This is a genomic window from Cupriavidus sp. LA-1 (genome assembly GCF_055385985.1).
In genome coordinates this window covers 1,144,466-1,159,169 of record NZ_AP031388.1, presented here as the reverse complement: position 1 = coordinate 1,159,169, position 14,704 = coordinate 1,144,466, and the positions used below count along the sequence as shown (strand labels likewise).

Below are 14,704 nucleotides of genomic sequence, written 5' to 3'. Positions count from 1 at the left end.
GGGCAAATCATGAAATCCACTCTGTACAAGCGGTTACTCGCTATCGCGCTGGTCGCGGGCGGCGCCACCGCGGCGTTCGCGGGGGAACGCCCGCGCGATACCGGTGTTGGATGCCACCGCGCCGCCAATGCCTATTGCAGGCTTTCCGACGAGGGCAGCAAGCCCATGCTGCAAGGCGTGCTGCCTGCGGCAAGCCTGTTTTGTATCAACGTATCTTGCGCTGGAGCGCCGATACACAGCGATACAAAATCCCCCGAAGTCCGACACATGCCGCTTGCGATGGCCTCCTAGACTCACGTTCACATTGATCACCCACACAGGAGCAGCAGATGTCGAACAAAGTCGATTTGCCTCGTCGAGGCTTTCTGGGTGCCGCGGCAGTGACACTGGCCGCGGCCCCGTTCGGGTTGCCGCAGGCCGCCCGCGCACAAGCCGGCGGGTCGAAGGCGGCGCCGCTGCCCTCGACCACGGCGGGCACCCATACCAGCTTCGCGCCGATCAGGCACGTCAACGCCGGCGTGCTCAATATCGGCTATGCCGAGGCCGGCCCGGCCACAGGGCCCGTGGCGCTGCTGCTGCACGGCTGGCCCTACGACATCCACAGCTTTGTCGACGTCGCGCCCCTGCTGGCGGCGCGCGGCTATCGGGTGATCATTCCCCACCTGCGTGGCTTTGGCTCGACCACCTTCCTGTCAGCCGACACCATGCGCAACGGCCAGCCCGTGGCCATCGCCGCCGACATGATCGCGCTGATGGACGCGCTCAATATCCGGAACGCCGTGGTGGCCGGCTTTGACTGGGGCGCGCGCACCGCCGACATCATGGCGGCGATCTGGCCGGACCGTTGCAGGGGGCTGGTCTCGGTCAGCGGCTACCTGATCGGCAACCAGGCCGCCGGCAAGCTGCCGCTGCCACCCGAAGCCGAGCTGCAATGGTGGTACCAGTTCTACTTCGCCACGGACCGGGGCCGCGCCGGCTACCAGAAGTACACGCACCAGTTCGCCAGGCTGATCTGGAAACTGGCGTCGCCGAAATGGAACTTCGACGATGCCACCTTCGACCGCAGCGCCGCCGCCCTGGACAACCCGGACCACGTGGAAATCACCATTCACAACTACCGCTGGCGGCAGGGGCTGGCCGCCGGCGAAGCCAGGTTCGACGACTTCGAGAAGCGGCTCGCCACCGCGCCCACCATCGGCGTGCCCACCATCACCCTGGAAGGCGATGCCAATGGCGCGCCGCACCCTGAGCCCAGCACCTATGCCAGCAAGTTCACGGGCCGGTACGAGCACCGGGAACTGACGGGCGGGATCGGCCACAATCCGCCACAGGAAGCGCCCGCGGCGTTTGCGCAGGCGGTGCTCGATGTCGACGTGCGCTGAGGAACGAGGTGAGGTAATGCTGCAAAGGGCGCTATCGCATACGTGATATTTGCCGGCCCCGGCATCTTCACGGCCCCGCATATGGCAAATTGGACAGCACTCCGCGAGTACCGCGCGATGGCTGCCAGTGAGGCATATCGAAATCAAGGGTCGTTTGGGGGAGCTGGATGTCAACTGTTCGCCATGGGCGCAGGCTTGCGTTGGTGCTTGCCGTCATTGCCATGACCGTATCCGCACCGGGTTGGACGCAGGGCGAAAGCTGGCCGGCGCGTCCGATCCGGATGCTGGTGCCGTTTCCGCCCGGTGGTGCCGCCGACATGATGGCGCGCTATCTCGGCAACGGGCTGGCAAAGCGCCTGAACCAGGCGGTGGTGGTGGAGAACGTGCCGGGCATGGGGGGCGTGCTCTCGTTGCGGCGCCTCGCGCATGCGCCGGCAGACGGCTATACGATCGGGCTTGCACACGTCGGGGTGCTGGCCATCAGCCCCCATCTCTACGCGAGTGTTGGCTACGATCCGCTCAAGGATTTCGCACCGATTGCGCAGATCAGTGAGTACGAGAATGTCCTGGTGGTCAACAGCAAGTCTCCCTTTCGGTCCCTGGGCGACTTGCTGGCCGCCGCGCGCGCGCAACCTGGCGTCGTCAGCTATGGCTCGGCGGGCAACGGCTCATCCAATCATCTCACCGCGGCCATGCTGTCGAGCATGGGCGGGATGAGCTTCAACCACATCCCTTACAAGGGCAGCGCTGCCGCGCTGCTTGGCGTGATGGCGGGCAATGTGGATTTCATGTTCGATGTCATGAACACCTCGCGCGAGCCCATCCGTGCGGGCAAGCTCAGGGCACTGGCCATGACGGGAAAGCAGCGGTCACCGGAATACCCGGACGTGCCCACGGTGGCGGAGACGATTCCCGGCTTTGCCTTCGAGGGATGGAGCGCCATTGTGGCCCCGGCTGGTACGCCGCGAGACATCGTTCAGCGCGTCAGCACGGCCTTCCAGGCGATCATCCAGTCCCCGGACGGCAGCGAGCACCTGCGGGCGCAAGGCGCAACGCCCAGGTATGGCGCTCCGGAAGTGGTGGACGCGTTGATTCGCCGCGACCTGCGGAAGTTCGGCGAGGTTGTCAAACAGAGCCACGTCCGGATCGACTGACCGGCCGCGCCCCGATCCTGATCACTGACGGAAGAGACATGCACAAGCCTGAAGAAGACGGCAAGCCAAGCGAAACACTGGGAGCGCTCTTCGAGCCGGGGTCGGTTGCCATCATCGGGGCCTCCGACGACAGCGGCCGGATTGGCGGACGCCCGCTGCGCTTTTTGCTGGAGGCCGGCTTTGCGGGCGGCATCTATCCGGTCAATCCCAACCGGGACCAGGTCCAGGGCATACCAGCGTATCCGGATATCCGCGCGATTCCCGTGCAAGTGGACCTGGCGATCATCGCGCTGCCGGCCGACCAGGTGCTGTCCGTACTGCCCTCTTGCGCCGAGAAAGGCGTCAAGGCCGCCATCATCTTCTCGGCGGGATTCGCCGAGACCGATGCGGCTGGCGCGTTGCTGCAGGCCGAGGTGCTGGCGATGGCGCGGCGCCTCGGCCTTCGAGTCCTGGGGCCCAACTGCCTTGGCGCATTCAACGCGCATGCCGGCTTCATGGGCACCTTCACCCAGGCGTTGAAGCATGGCTTCCTGTCACCCGGCGGCGTCGCGATCGCCAGCCAGAGCGGCGCGTGCGGCGGGCACCTGGCCTACCTTTGCAGGCAGCGCGGAATCGGCGTCGGCTACTGGATCACCACCGGCAACGAGGCGGACATCGGCTTGCCTGAATGCATGCTGTGGCTCGCACAACATCCGACCGTGCGCGTGATCGTGGCCTATGCCGAGGCGATCCGCGATGGCGAGGGCTTCGTCAGGGCATTGAAGCTGGCGCGCTCGCGCGGCAAGGCCGTGGTCGTGCTGAAGGTCGGGCGCTCCGCCGCGGGCGCACGCGCCGCCGCGTCGCATACCGGGGCGCTGGCGGGCGAGGATGCGGTCTACGATGCGGTGTTCAGACAGTACGGGGTCTATCGCGCCGGCAGCGTCGAGGAACTCCTTGATATCGCCTATGCCTGCGCACACGGCGTGTTTCCGCCGGATCGCAGCCTGGGCATCGTGACCGTCTCGGGCGGGGTCGGCGTACAGATGGCCGACGCCGCGGCCGAGTACGGCTTGGAAACGCCGCTGCTTCCAGACGATGCCCAGGCCAGCATCAAGGCGATGATCCCGTTCGCGGGCGTGACCAATCCGATCGATGTGACCGCGCAGGCCGCCAACGACAAGAGCCTGCTTGGCCGCTGCCTGGAAGTCGTGATGACCGAGGGCAGCTTCGGTGCGGTCGTGCTCTTTGTCACCAGCGCGCCGGCCGATCCCGACTTCGCGCAGCGGCTGCTGGCCGCGCTAGGTGAGATGCGCAAGCGCCATCCGGGGCGGCTGGTGGTGCTGTCCTTTGTGGCGCCGCAGGCGGTGGTGAGGGAGTTCGAGGCAGCGGGGTTCCTTGTGTTCGAGGATTCGAACCGGGCGGTGCGTGCGATTGGCGCGTTGGCCGGGTTCGCGCGCAGTTTCCAGCGCGCGGCGAGTACCCCGGGCGATCCTCCGGCCCCGGCCGAAACGACATACGCGCTGACGCGGGGCGACATCGACGGGTTGAACGAGCAAGGCGCCAAGGCGCTGCTGGCGGCTGCCGGTATTCCCGTGCTGGAGGAATTTCTTGCCGTCAGTGCCGAAGCGGCCGGAGAGGCCGCCGCGCGCATCGGCTGCCCGGTTGCCTTGAAGGTGGTGTCGCCGGACATCCAGCACAAGACCGAGGTGGGTGGCGTCGTGCTGGATGTCCCCACACCGGCACTGGCCGTGGCAGCCGCGCGCGACATGCTGGCGCGGGTGCGCGGCCTCCTGCCCGCGGCGCGCATGGACGGCGTGCTGGTTTCGCCCATGCGCCGGGGCGGTACAGAGACGCTCTGCGGTGTGTTCCGTGATCCGGTGTTCGGGCCGGTGCTCATGTTTGGCCTGGGCGGCGTGCACGTGGAGGTGCTGAAGGATGTCACGATGCGCCTGGTGCCGCTGGATCGCGATGAGGCACGTTCGATGGTGCGGGAACTCCGTGGCAAGGCCATCTTCGACGGCGTACGCGGTGCCCCGCCGGCCGATGTGGAAGCCCTGGTTGACGTGCTGGTGCGCCTGTCCGCCTTCGCCGACAGCCAGCGCGATGTGGTTGGCGAGGTGGATATCAACCCGCTGCTGTTGATGCCGCAAGGGCACGGTGCGATCGCGCTGGATGCGCTGGTACTGCCGGTTTCCGCACCGATCTCCGAATAAGGGGACAGATCCTGTATGCTCGCAACACAGGATTTGCGCCAGACAGGAGGCAGGCAGATGGAGCGCGGCATGGTGAAGTCGGCGACCCGGGTCTTTGATTTGCTCGAGCTCTTTGAAAAGGAGCGCCGGCCGCTGCGGGCCGTCGAGATCGTCGACATGCTGCGGCTGCCGCAATCGAGCGTATCCATGCTGCTGCAGACGCTGGTCGCGCGCGGCTACATGGAGTTCGACGCCGAAACACGCGAGTACTGTCCGTCCGTGCGCGTCTCTTTCCTCAACGAATGGGCCACGCGCAGGCAGGGCCCGGGCAACACAGTGCGCGATGCCATGCGGCGCCTGTCCGGCGAAACCGGCGAGACCGTGTTGCTGGGGCGGCGCAGCGGCATCATGCTGCAGTACCTCTCCGTGGTCGAGTCGCAGTACGCGCTGCGGCTGTCGGTGTCATCCGGCACGGTCCGGCCGATGCACCGGGCTGCCATCGGCATCATGCTGCTGAGCAAGATGGAAGATGACGACATCGGCCGCCTGCTGCGCCGCTACAACGCCGAGCACGCCAGGGACGGGACGCCGTCGGCAAAGCCTGCCGACGTCATGCGCGCGGTGGAGTCGGCTCGCGAGCGGGGCTACTATGAATCGGCCAGTCTTGCTACTGCCGGGGCTGGCGTGATCGCCACGCTGCTGGCGACGCCGATCCGCGGCCAGTGGATGGGCATTGGCGTCGGCGGGCCGGTGGCCCGCCTGCATGAGCGGCGCAAGAAGCTGGTGGCGGCGGTGCTGGCGGTCGGCAAGGACCACTGATTGCCTGCTGGTGCTATGCGGCGCGCGATGCGTTGCGCGCCTGGATGGCGTCGTGCAGCGCCAGCAGGCGCGTGGCCTGCTCCAGGTGCAGCCGCTCGACCATGCGGCCGTTCAGGTTGATCACACCCGCGCCAGCATGCTCCGGTGCTGCAAAGGCCCCCACGATCTGCCTGGCGTCTTCCACCGCGGCTGCCGACGGGGCGAAGGCCTGGTTGGCCGGTTCCACCTGCGACGGGTGGATCAGCGTCTTGCCGTCAAAGGCCATCTTCACGGACTGTTCCACTTCCCGGGCGAAGCCCGCCTGGTCGGCGAAGTCGTTCCACACGCCATCCAGGATGGCAACGCCATGGCGCCTGGCCGCCAGCACGACCGACATCAACCACGGCAGCAGGTACTGGCGCTGGTCGCCCGGGAAGACGCCGGTTTCCTTGGCCAGGTCGTTGGTGCCGATCACCAGGCAATCCAGTGCAGGCCCTGCGGCGCTGCCGGCGCGGAGGATCTCGTCGATATGGTGGATCGCGTCAGCCGTCTCGATCATGGCCCACAGGCCGCAAGCGCGAGTCCATGTGTGCGCGCCGTACGCCGTGCGCAGACGCTCCAGGTCCGCGCCGCGGTTGACCTTGGGCAGCAATACCGCATCCGGTCCGCAACCGGCGGCCACTTCCAGGTCGGCGGCGAAGTCCTGGGTATCCAGGCCGTTGACGCGAATCACGGCCTCCTGACCCGCGAACGCTCCGGCGGCGAACGCTTCAATCAGGTTGCGCCGGGCCGCGTCCTTCGTGGCGGGCGCCACGGCGTCCTCCAGGTCGAACACGATGGCGTCGCACGGCAGGCTGCGCGCCTTGACGAGGGCGCGCGCATTGCTGGCCGGAACATAGAGGACGGAACGGCGTGGTGGTCTCAGGTTCTCTGTCATGGCATCTGATGGGTGGGTGGAGGCATTCAGCGCGGCGTTCGGCACGGCGCTCGGCACGACGACTACGCAGCGCACATCAGCAGTCTCCACCGCCCACGTCCTCATGTAAATCACATATGTGATGGATCCGTCGTGCCCGGAACAATCACATATGTGATGCCGTGCCCGGGAAGCCTGCCCGATACTTGGTTCACCGGAACCGAGGACCGCCGGGGAAAACCAGGCGGAAAACCGAGTGGAAAACAGGAATCAGGGTGGGAGTGAGGCCGCCGGCTTCACGCAATTGCTGGCGCAGTGGATTAGTACGTTGGACGACGAAGCCATCGGTCCGGATGCCTTCGTGTGGGCCAGGCACGCCATGCTCGATTGGATCTCAGTCAGCCTGGCCGCGGCAAACGAGCCGCTGGTGGAGATGCTGGCGGCGGAGTATGCCGGCTCGCGCGACTTGCCCTGCAGCCTGCTGGGCAGGACGGCGCGTGCGAATCCGCTCGAGGCTGCGCTGATCAACGGCTCGGCCGGTCATGCGCTGGACTTCGATGACGTTGCCTCGTCCATGTACGGACACCCGACTGTGCCGGTGGCGCCGGCTGCGCTGGCCCAGGCGCAAGCGCAGAACGCCAGCGGACGCGCGTTGCTGCGCGCGCTGATCGTCGGCCATGAGATTGAAAGCCGGGTCGGCGAAGTGCTTGGCGCCAGCCACTACCAGCAGGGATTTCACGTCACCGGCACGGTCGGCACGCTCGGCGCCGCCGCGGCATGCGCGGTGCTGCGCCAGCTCGACGCCACCGCGACTTCGCATGCGCTGGGTCTTGCGGCCACGCAGGCGGCTGGCCTGAAATGCATGTTCGGCACCATGGCCAAGCCGCTGCACGCCGGCAAGGCGGCCATGAACGGGCTGATGGCGGCCCAGCTTGCGGCGCGCGGCTTCACGGCGCACGCGGACGCCATCGAATGCGAGCAAGGGTTTGCGCGCACGCAGGCCCCGGCGCCCAATGCATTTCCCGCCTTCCTGGACACCGGGCGCGGCATGGCGATCGAGCGCACCCTCTTCAAGTACCACGCCTCCTGCTATCTCACGCATTCGACCATCGAGGCGATCGGCCAGGCTCGCCGCAACCACGGCGTCGGTCTCGACGACATGGCTTCGGTGACGATCGTCGTGTCGGGCCATCACCGCGGCGTCTGCGACAACCCGAACCCGCAAACCGGGCTGGCCGTGAAGTTTGCCGTGCAGCACCTTGCGGCGCTCGCGCTCGACGGTGCGGCGACTTCATCGCTTGAACTCTATGCCGACAGCACCGCGCAGGACCCGCGCTACGTGCGTGCGCGCCAGCGCATCGCGTTGGTGGTCGAAGCGGGCGGGGACCGCAATGCCGCCACGGTGACCATTCGCACCCGCGACGGGCGCGAGCTTCGCGAGCAGGCCAATGTGGCCATCCCGGCCACGGATCTCGGCGCGCAATGGGAGCGGCTGGTGGCCAAGTCGCGCGCCATCGTCACGCCGGTGATCGGCCCGGTCCGTTTCGGAAAACTCGTGGCGGCGGTGCAAGCGCTGGACCGTTCGCCCTCCGTCAATTCCTTGTTCGAGGCAATGCAATGACATCAGACGCCATGATCGTTGCCCGGCTCAAGTCCGAGGCAAAGCTGCGCGCGCGCGGCCACCGCTTCGAGGACTTCGAGGCCGGGCAGTCGTACACCCACCACTGGGGACGCACCGTGACCGCGGCGGACAACACGCTGTTCTGCGTGCTCACGCTGCACTACAACCCGCAGTACACCAACGCGGCGCTGGCCAGAGCGCAGGGGCACCCGGACACGCCGGTCAATCCGCTGCTGGTCTTCAACACGGTCTTCGGGCTGTCGGTCGAGGACCTGTCGGAAGGCGGCGGCCCGTTCCTCGGCGTGGATGAGCTGACCTACCTGAAGCCGGTCTATCCGGGCGACACGCTGTACGCAAGCTCGGTCGTGGTGTCGGCCAGGCCGGCCACCAACCGGGCCGGCTACGGCATCGTCACGTGGCATACGCGCGGCACCAACCAGCAGGGAGCAGAGGTGATCACGTTCAAGCGCTCGAACCTGGTCAGGACCAGGAACCAGTAACAGAGACCAAACAAGGGGACAAGCATGTCGCAAGACGGACTGGGATACATGACGGAGGAGCGGCGCATGATTCGCGACGCTGCGCGCGAGTTCACGATGAAGGAAGTGCTGCCGGTCGCCAATGCGCTCGATGGCCCGGACGGCGAGATCCCGATGGCGCTGCGCGAGAAGCTGGCCGAGATGGGCTACTTCGGCATCACCATCCCCGAGGCCTACGGCGGTCTGGGGCTGGGCATCTTTGAGTACTGCCTGATCTGCGAACAGCTTTCGCGCGGCTGGATGTCGGTGGCCTCGATCGTTGCGCGCGCGCAGGGCGGGTGGATCCAGAAGTCGATGCCCGAGGAGATGCGCAGGGAATACCTGCCAAGGGTCGTGCGCGGCGAGTTTCTCGGCGCCAGCGCGCTGTCCGAGCCCGATACCGGCTCGGACCTGGCGTCGATCTCGTGCCGCGCCGTGCTGGATGGCGATGAATGGGTGCTGACCGGAAACAAGTACTGGTGCACGTTCGCCGACGGCGCGGACTACCTGACCGTGTTCGCGCGCACCTCGGCGCCGCCCAGCCCGGACAAGCGCTGGCAGGGGATCTCCTGCTTCCTGATCGAGAAGGAACGGGGCAAGTTTCCGGCGGGGATGGCCGGCAAGCCGATTCCGAAGATCGGCTACTTCGGCTGGAAGACCTTCGAGCTGGCGCTGGACGGCGTGCGGGTGCCCAGGCGCAACCTGATGGGCGATGAGGGCAAGGCCTTCCTGCTGATGAGCAAGGGCCTGGAAGGTGCACGCGCGCATACCGCGGCCCGTGCCATCGGCCTGGCGCAGGGCGCGCTGGAAGACGCGATCGCCTATGCCACGGAGCGCAAGCAGTTCGGCATGCCCATCGCCGAATACCAGGCCATCCGCTTCAAGATCGCGACCATGGCCACCGAGATCGAGGCGGCGCGGCAGTTGCTCTACTACGTGTGCAACGAGATCGACAGCGGCCGGCGCTGCGACAAGGAAGCGTCGATGGTCAAGTACTTTGCCTCGGAGATGGCCGAGCGCGTGACCTCCACCGCGCTGCAGATCTTCGGCGGCGCGGGCTATACCACCTTGTTCCCGATCGAACGCTACTGGCGCGATGCGCGGCTGACCAAGATTTTCGAGGGTACCTCCGAGATCCAGCAGCGTGTCATTGCCACCAGCCTGCTGGGCCGTTCCGAGGTGGAAGCGATGATCGCCGAGCGGGCCTTTGCCGGCCAGGCGGGCAAGCAACGGGAGGCGGCATGACTACCGGCACCGACATCGCCACGCTGACCAGCCCGGACGGGTACTTCGAGGACTTCGAGGTCGGCATGCTGATCCGCCACGCGCGCGGCAAGACCGTGACGGAAATGGACAACGTGCTGATCACCAACATGGTGATGAACACGGCGGAGGGTCATTTCAACGAGGACGTGATGCGGCAGAGCCCAGGTGGCATCTTCTCGCAACGCGTGGTCTTTGGCGGCATCAACCTGTCGATGGTGCTCGGACTGGCCGCGCAGGACACGGCCGAGCAGTGCCTGCGCGAACTGACGCTGGACAAGATCCGCCTGTCCCATCCCGTCTTTCACGGCGACACGCTGTATGCCTACACCGAGGTGCTGGAGAAGCGCGACGCGGACCAGGTCGACGCCGGCATCGTCTGCTTCCGGCACTACGGGCTGAACCAGGACGACAAGCTGTGCGTGCAGGCCGAGCGCACCGCGCTGATCCGCCGCCGGCCGAAGCGGAGCACACCATGAGTTCAACGGAGCGCGTGGCGGGTGCGCTCGACGGCCTGGTCGTGCTGGATCTCACGCAGATGCTGGCGGGACCCTACACGTCGATGATGCTGGCGGACCAGGGCGCGCGCGTCATCAAGATCGAACCGCCGGGCGGCGACCAGACGCGGCGCACCGGGCCGCACCTGGACGGCTCGGTGAAGATGGCCGAGGGCGGCTTTGGTGGCTACTTCGGCTCGATCAACCGCAACAAGGAGTCCGTGGTACTGGACCTGAAGCAGCCCGCCGGCCGTGCCGTGCTGCTGCGCCTGGTGCAGGGGGCGGACGTGCTGGTGGAGAACTACCGCGCCGGCGTCATGGACCGGCTCGGGCTTGGCTACGAGACCCTGGCGGCCGAGAACCCGCGGCTGGTGTATGCGGCGCTGCGCGGGTTTGGTGATCCGCGCAGCGGCGAGAGCCCCTATGCGTCCTGGCCCGCCTACGATCCCGTCGCGCAGGCGATGGGCGGCATCATGGGGATCACCGGCGGCAGCCGGGGCGGCCCGCCGACCAAGATCGGGCCGGGCGTGGGCGATATCGTGCCGGCCATGTTCCTGGCCTACGGCGTTGCGGCCGCGTGCTGGCAGGCGCAGCGGACCGGCCGCGGCCAGTTTGTCGACGTAGCCATGGTCGATGCCATCCTGGCCGTCTGCGAGCGCGTGGTGTTTCAGTACAGCGCCACGGCGCAGGTGCCGGGCACCGAAGGCAACGGCCATCCGCTGCTGTGCCCGTTCGGCCTGTTCCCGGCCCGCGACGGCTTTGTCAGCCTGGGGGTACCCAACGACCGCTTCTGGCGCTTGCTGGTGGCACAGATGGGCGACCCGGCCCTGGCGGCCGATCCGCGGTTTGCCACCAACGAGGCGCGGGTCGCGCATCGCGGCGAAGTCGAAGCCGCGGTGGGTGCCTGGACCGCGCGCCATACCAAGCGCGAGCTGGCCGCGATGCTTGGCGGCGAGATCCCGTTTGGCCCGGTCTTCGGGGCCGACGAGATCTTCAGCGACGCCCACTTCCGCGTCAGGGAAATGCTGGTCGATGTCGACCAGCCGGGCGCCGGCCGCCCCCTGACCATCGCCGGCAGCCCGGTGCGCATGAGCGACACCCCGGGCGGCGTGCGGCGCCGCGCGCCGATGACCGGAGAGCATACCGACAGCACGCTTGCCGATTTCGGCTTTGACGAGCGCGAGATCGCGGCGCTGCGCATCGATTGCGTCATTCAGTAGCTACAGCCAATCCCAGGAGGAGATCCCGATCATGCAAGAACGAGTGAAGAGACTGCGCCGTTGCCAGCTTTCCGTGCCTGGCTCCAGCGAGAAGATGATGGCGAAGGCCGCCGCCATGGACGTGGACTTCGTGTTCCTCGATCTTGAGGATGCCGTCGCCCCGGCCGAGAAGCGGCCGGCACGCCGCAAGATCATCGAGGCGCTGAACGGTCATGACTGGGGCAGGACCACGCGTTGCGTACGCATCAACGACCTGACCACCGAATACGCCTACGAAGACATTATCGAGGTGGTCGAAGGCGCCGGCGCCAACCTTGACGTGATCATGCTGCCGAAGGCCATGAGCGCCGCCGATGTGCTGTTCGTCGACAAGCTGCTGAGCATGATGGAGAAGAAGCTTGGCCTGCGCCGGCGCATCGGCATCGACGTGCTGATCGAGGAAGTCGAGGCGATGATGCATGTCGAGGAGATCGCCGCTTCCACGCCGCGGCTGGAATGCCTGATCTTCGGCATGGGCGACTACTCCGCCAGCCAGGGGGTATCGATCCGGGACATCGGCGGAACCGGTGGCTATCCGGGCGACATCTGGAACTACCAGCGCCACCGGCTGACCATTGCCGCGCGCGCCAACCGGCTTGATGCCGTGGACGGGCCGTTCGCCGATTTCCGCAATCCGCAGGCGTACGCGGAGGAGGCCCGCCGCGCGATGATCCTGGGCATGGTGGGCAAATGGGCGATCCATCCCGCGCAGGTCGAGCTTGCGCAACAGACCTTCTCGCCGGCCGCGGCCGACGTCGCGCAGGCGCGGGAGATGATCCGTGCCTACGATGAAGCGCTGGCGCAAGGGCTTGGTGCCGTGCAGTACAACGGCAAGATGATCGACATCGCCTCGGTCCGCATTGTCAGGAACCTGGTCGAGCGCGCCACGCAGATCGGCATGTAAGACGTTGGAAGGCGGGCAATGCCGCAGCGGGACAACTGCCCGGCACACCTCTCACAAGCGCGCCCGCCGCTGCAATCCACAGGGCGCCGACACGGCTGGAGACGCCATCATGGATACACCGCAGCAATCCCATCTCGCTCACGTCGACCCACGCCGCCGCCGCCTGCTGGCGGCCGGCGCCGGCCTGGCCGCGCTGCCCTGGCTGCCCGGGGCAGCGCGCGCGTCCGCATGGCCGGACCGCCCGATCCGCATCGTCGCGGCGCAGGCGCCCGGCTCTTCCAATGACTCCACCGCGCGTGCGCTGGCCGAGTACTTTACCGGCAAGCTGAACGTCGCGGTGGTGGTGGAGAACAAGCCCGGCGGCGTGGGCATGATCGCAGCCGAAACCGTGGCCCGCTCCGCGCCCGACGGCTACACGCTGCTGTTCACCCTGCAAAGCCAGCTGGCGCAGGCGCCGGTCCTGCTCAGGAAGCCCCCCATCGCGCCCTCGCGGGACCTGGTGCCGATCGCGGCAACCAGTACCGGCGTCGGCGTGATGGTGGCCACCAAGGGCCTGCCCGCGCGCAGCTTCAAGGAACTGCTGGCCCTGGCGCGCAAGCGGCCCGTCAGCGTGGGCAACTACGGCATCGGGTCGGGCTGGCAGCTGATGGTGACGCAGCTGGCCCGGGACACCGGCGCGCAGTTCGACATCATCAACTACAAGGGCACGGGTGCCATGGTTGGCGACCTGCTGGCCGGCCATATCGATATCGGTGCAGGTTCGCTGCTGGGGCTGGCGGGCGGCATTGCCAGCGGCGGGCTGCGGCCGCTGCTGGTGATCAATGGCGTGCGTTCGGCCAAGCTGCCCGGCATCCCGACCTGGGCCGAGGAAGGCATCAAGGGCCCGGCCTTCGAAGACCTGACCGAGTGCAATATGCTGCTCGGCCCCGCCGGCCTGCCTGCGCCGATCGTCTCGCTGCTGGCCACGCTGGTGACGGAATCGGTGTCGCAGTCGGAACGTGTGCGGACGGTGCGTGACCAGCTTGGCAGCGAGGACGTGCCGCTGACGGGCGCCGCGCTGCAGAGTTTTATCAATCGGACCTGGCCCACCTTTCAGGCCATGACCCGCTCGATCGGGCTGACGGTGGAGTGATCTGCCGTCGTCAGACCGGCGTGACGGATGCGGCCGGCTGGCCGGCTGGCTTGCGCCCGCCAGCCGGCCGGGTTGCCTTACTCCGCCTTCACACCAGACGTCTCGATCAGGTGCCTGACTACGGGTTCGGTCTTTTCGAATTCCTGCCGGAACTGCGCAGAGGTGCCGCCGACCGGTTCTGACGAAGAAAGCTGGAGGCGTTTCTTCATTGGCGCCGAGTAGGCCGCGGCGCGCGCCTCCTGCTCCAGCCGGCTGAGCAGGGTTGCCGGCGTACCGGAACGGACCAGCAGCCCGATCCAGCCGGCGGGGCGGTATGCCGGATCGTCCAGTCCGGACTCGGCCATGGTGGGCACGTCGGGCATGGCCTGCGCGCGGCGGTCGCCGAATACGGCCAGCGCCCTTAGCCGCCCGCTCTCGATCTGCGGCTTGAGCGTGCCGAGCGAGATCACGCCCCAGGCGATATTGCCGGCGAGCACGTCCTGGGCCACCTGGGCCTCGCCCTTGTAGGCGACGTGAACCATGTCGAGCCCGCGCGTCTTGTTGAGCTGGATGCCCACCAGGTGCCCGAAAGTGCCGACCCCATAGGAGCCGTAGCTGACCTTGCCCTTGTTCCGCGCCGCCCATGCCAGGAACTCCTTCATGTTCCTGGCCGGCACGTTCCGGCTGACCGCCAGCATGACCGGCCCGACCGCAACCTGCGACACGAATGCGAGGTCGCGGCGCACGTCATACGGCACCTTCGGCAGCAGGTAGGGGGTATTGATGATCGGCGCGGCATGCGTCACCAGCACGGTGTAGCCATCGGGGGCGGCGCGCGTGACGGCTTGCACGGCCAGGATCCCGGCCGCGCCAGGCTTGTTGTCTACAACGATCGGCTGTCCCAGCCGCTTGCCCATCTCTTCGGCGAGGGTGCGGGAGAGGGTGTCCAGCGCGCCGCCCGGCGGTGCCGGGACGACAAAGGTAATGGGCCGCGCCGGGTATGCCTGGGCGAAACACAAGGCATGGCTGGCGAGCGCGGCGATGGCAATCAGGCTTCGGGTAAGCATGAAGATGGCCTCTTCTGGTATGGGGCGGCACCCGGCCGGCGGG

The 14,704-nt window shown here is 67.3% G+C and carries 14 protein-coding genes; 12 read left to right on the top strand and 2 right to left on the bottom strand.

Translation table 11 applies throughout. From position 1 onward, the window contains the following. Positions 1-9 precede the first annotated feature (9 nt). The 5 genes from ACZ5MJ_RS24485 (at position 10) to ACZ5MJ_RS24465 (ending at position 5,526) form a co-directional block, all read left to right on the top strand. Positions 10-291: a hypothetical protein gene (locus ACZ5MJ_RS24485; RefSeq protein ID WP_464226261.1), complete on the top strand. Its 282-nt coding sequence runs from the start codon at positions 10-12 to the stop codon at positions 289-291. A 38-nt stretch (positions 292-329) separates the two neighbouring features. After that, the gene (locus tag ACZ5MJ_RS24480) at positions 330-1,382 is read left to right on the top strand and encodes an alpha/beta fold hydrolase (RefSeq protein WP_464226260.1); all 1,053 of its coding nucleotides are present in this window, start codon (positions 330-332) and stop codon (positions 1,380-1,382) included. Between the two features lie 221 nt (positions 1,383-1,603). After that, positions 1,604-2,536 carry a Bug family tripartite tricarboxylate transporter substrate binding protein gene (locus ACZ5MJ_RS24475; RefSeq protein ID WP_464226259.1) on the top strand — a complete coding sequence of 311 codons (933 nt, stop codon included), beginning with the start codon at positions 1,604-1,606 and terminating at the stop codon, positions 2,534-2,536. Between the two features lie 38 nt (positions 2,537-2,574). Then, positions 2,575-4,728: an acetate--CoA ligase family protein gene (locus ACZ5MJ_RS24470; RefSeq protein ID WP_464226258.1), complete on the top strand. Its 2,154-nt coding sequence runs from the start codon at positions 2,575-2,577 to the stop codon at positions 4,726-4,728. 15 nt (positions 4,729-4,743) lie between these two features. Beyond that, positions 4,744-5,526 (top strand): IclR family transcriptional regulator, encoded by a 783-nt coding sequence (locus tag ACZ5MJ_RS24465; RefSeq protein WP_464226257.1) that lies wholly within the window; start codon positions 4,744-4,746, stop codon positions 5,524-5,526. Positions 5,527-5,539: 13 nt separating this feature from the next. Here ACZ5MJ_RS24465 and ACZ5MJ_RS24460 read toward each other — a convergent pair whose 3' ends face one another. Then, positions 5,540-6,442: an HpcH/HpaI aldolase/citrate lyase family protein gene (locus ACZ5MJ_RS24460; protein ID WP_464226256.1), complete on the bottom strand. Its 903-nt coding sequence runs from the start codon at positions 6,440-6,442 to the stop codon at positions 5,540-5,542. 235 nt (positions 6,443-6,677) lie between these two features. Here ACZ5MJ_RS24460 and ACZ5MJ_RS24455 point away from each other — a divergent pair, with 235 nt between their 5' ends. From ACZ5MJ_RS24455 to ACZ5MJ_RS24425, 7 genes are all read left to right on the top strand, one after another. Then, positions 6,678-8,042 (top strand): MmgE/PrpD family protein, encoded by a 1,365-nt coding sequence (locus ACZ5MJ_RS24455; protein WP_464226254.1) that lies wholly within the window; start codon positions 6,678-6,680, stop codon positions 8,040-8,042. Continuing rightward, entirely contained in the window at positions 8,039-8,542 is a 504-nt protein-coding gene (locus tag ACZ5MJ_RS24450; RefSeq protein ID WP_464226253.1) for a MaoC family dehydratase, read from the top strand. Before ACZ5MJ_RS24455 ends, ACZ5MJ_RS24450 begins: the two co-directional genes overlap by 4 nt. A 66-nt stretch (positions 8,543-8,608) precedes the next feature. Continuing rightward, positions 8,609-9,805: an acyl-CoA dehydrogenase family protein gene (locus tag ACZ5MJ_RS24445; protein WP_464226251.1), complete on the top strand. Its 1,197-nt coding sequence runs from the start codon at positions 8,609-8,611 to the stop codon at positions 9,803-9,805. Beyond that, on the top strand, positions 9,802-10,302 hold the full coding sequence (locus ACZ5MJ_RS24440) for a MaoC family dehydratase (RefSeq protein ID WP_464226250.1): 501 nt from the start codon (positions 9,802-9,804) through the stop codon (positions 10,300-10,302). Before ACZ5MJ_RS24445 ends, ACZ5MJ_RS24440 begins: the two co-directional genes overlap by 4 nt. Further along, positions 10,299-11,540, top strand: a complete 1,242-nt coding sequence (locus ACZ5MJ_RS24435) for a CaiB/BaiF CoA transferase family protein (RefSeq protein WP_464226248.1) — start codon at positions 10,299-10,301, stop codon at positions 11,538-11,540. The genes ACZ5MJ_RS24440 and ACZ5MJ_RS24435 overlap by 4 nt, the downstream gene beginning before the upstream one ends. A gap of 31 nt (positions 11,541-11,571) precedes the next feature. Continuing rightward, complete coding sequence (locus tag ACZ5MJ_RS24430; protein WP_464226247.1) at positions 11,572-12,483, top strand: HpcH/HpaI aldolase/citrate lyase family protein; 912 nt, start codon at positions 11,572-11,574, stop codon at positions 12,481-12,483. Positions 12,484-12,592: 109 nt separating this feature from the next. Next, positions 12,593-13,615 (top strand): Bug family tripartite tricarboxylate transporter substrate binding protein, encoded by a 1,023-nt coding sequence (locus tag ACZ5MJ_RS24425; RefSeq protein ID WP_464226245.1) that lies wholly within the window; start codon positions 12,593-12,595, stop codon positions 13,613-13,615. Positions 13,616-13,692: 77 nt separating this feature from the next. Here ACZ5MJ_RS24425 and ACZ5MJ_RS24420 read toward each other — a convergent pair whose 3' ends face one another. After that, the gene (locus ACZ5MJ_RS24420) at positions 13,693-14,661 is read right to left on the bottom strand and encodes a Bug family tripartite tricarboxylate transporter substrate binding protein (protein WP_464226244.1); all 969 of its coding nucleotides are present in this window, start codon (positions 14,659-14,661) and stop codon (positions 13,693-13,695) included. Positions 14,662-14,704: the final 43 nt, after the last annotated feature.

Bases quoted from the DNA above. Each gene is read 5' to 3' on its own strand.
- ACZ5MJ_RS24445 (WP_464226251.1), top strand. From the start codon at position 8,609: ATGATTCGCGACGCTGCGCGCGAGTTCACGATGAAGGAAGTGCTGCCG.
- ACZ5MJ_RS24420 (WP_464226244.1), bottom strand. From the start codon at position 14,661: ATGCTTACCCGAAGCCTGATTGCCATCGCCGCGCTCGCCAGCCATGCC.
- ACZ5MJ_RS24465 (WP_464226257.1), top strand. From the start codon at position 4,744: ATGCTCGCAACACAGGATTTGCGCCAGACAGGAGGCAGGCAGATGGAG.
- ACZ5MJ_RS24450 (WP_464226253.1), top strand. From the start codon at position 8,039: ATGACATCAGACGCCATGATCGTTGCCCGGCTCAAGTCCGAGGCAAAG.
- ACZ5MJ_RS24460 (WP_464226256.1), bottom strand. From the start codon at position 6,442: ATGACAGAGAACCTGAGACCACCACGCCGTTCCGTCCTCTATGTTCCG.
- ACZ5MJ_RS24485 (WP_464226261.1), top strand. From the start codon at position 10: ATGAAATCCACTCTGTACAAGCGGTTACTCGCTATCGCGCTGGTCGCG.
- ACZ5MJ_RS24470 (WP_464226258.1), top strand. From the start codon at position 2,575: ATGCACAAGCCTGAAGAAGACGGCAAGCCAAGCGAAACACTGGGAGCG.
- ACZ5MJ_RS24440 (WP_464226250.1), top strand. From the start codon at position 9,802: ATGACTACCGGCACCGACATCGCCACGCTGACCAGCCCGGACGGGTAC.
- ACZ5MJ_RS24475 (WP_464226259.1), top strand. From the start codon at position 1,604: ATGACCGTATCCGCACCGGGTTGGACGCAGGGCGAAAGCTGGCCGGCG.
- ACZ5MJ_RS24435 (WP_464226248.1), top strand. From the start codon at position 10,299: ATGAGTTCAACGGAGCGCGTGGCGGGTGCGCTCGACGGCCTGGTCGTG.
- ACZ5MJ_RS24430 (WP_464226247.1), top strand. From the start codon at position 11,572: ATGCAAGAACGAGTGAAGAGACTGCGCCGTTGCCAGCTTTCCGTGCCT.
- ACZ5MJ_RS24425 (WP_464226245.1), top strand. From the start codon at position 12,593: ATGGATACACCGCAGCAATCCCATCTCGCTCACGTCGACCCACGCCGC.
- ACZ5MJ_RS24480 (WP_464226260.1), top strand. From the start codon at position 330: ATGTCGAACAAAGTCGATTTGCCTCGTCGAGGCTTTCTGGGTGCCGCG.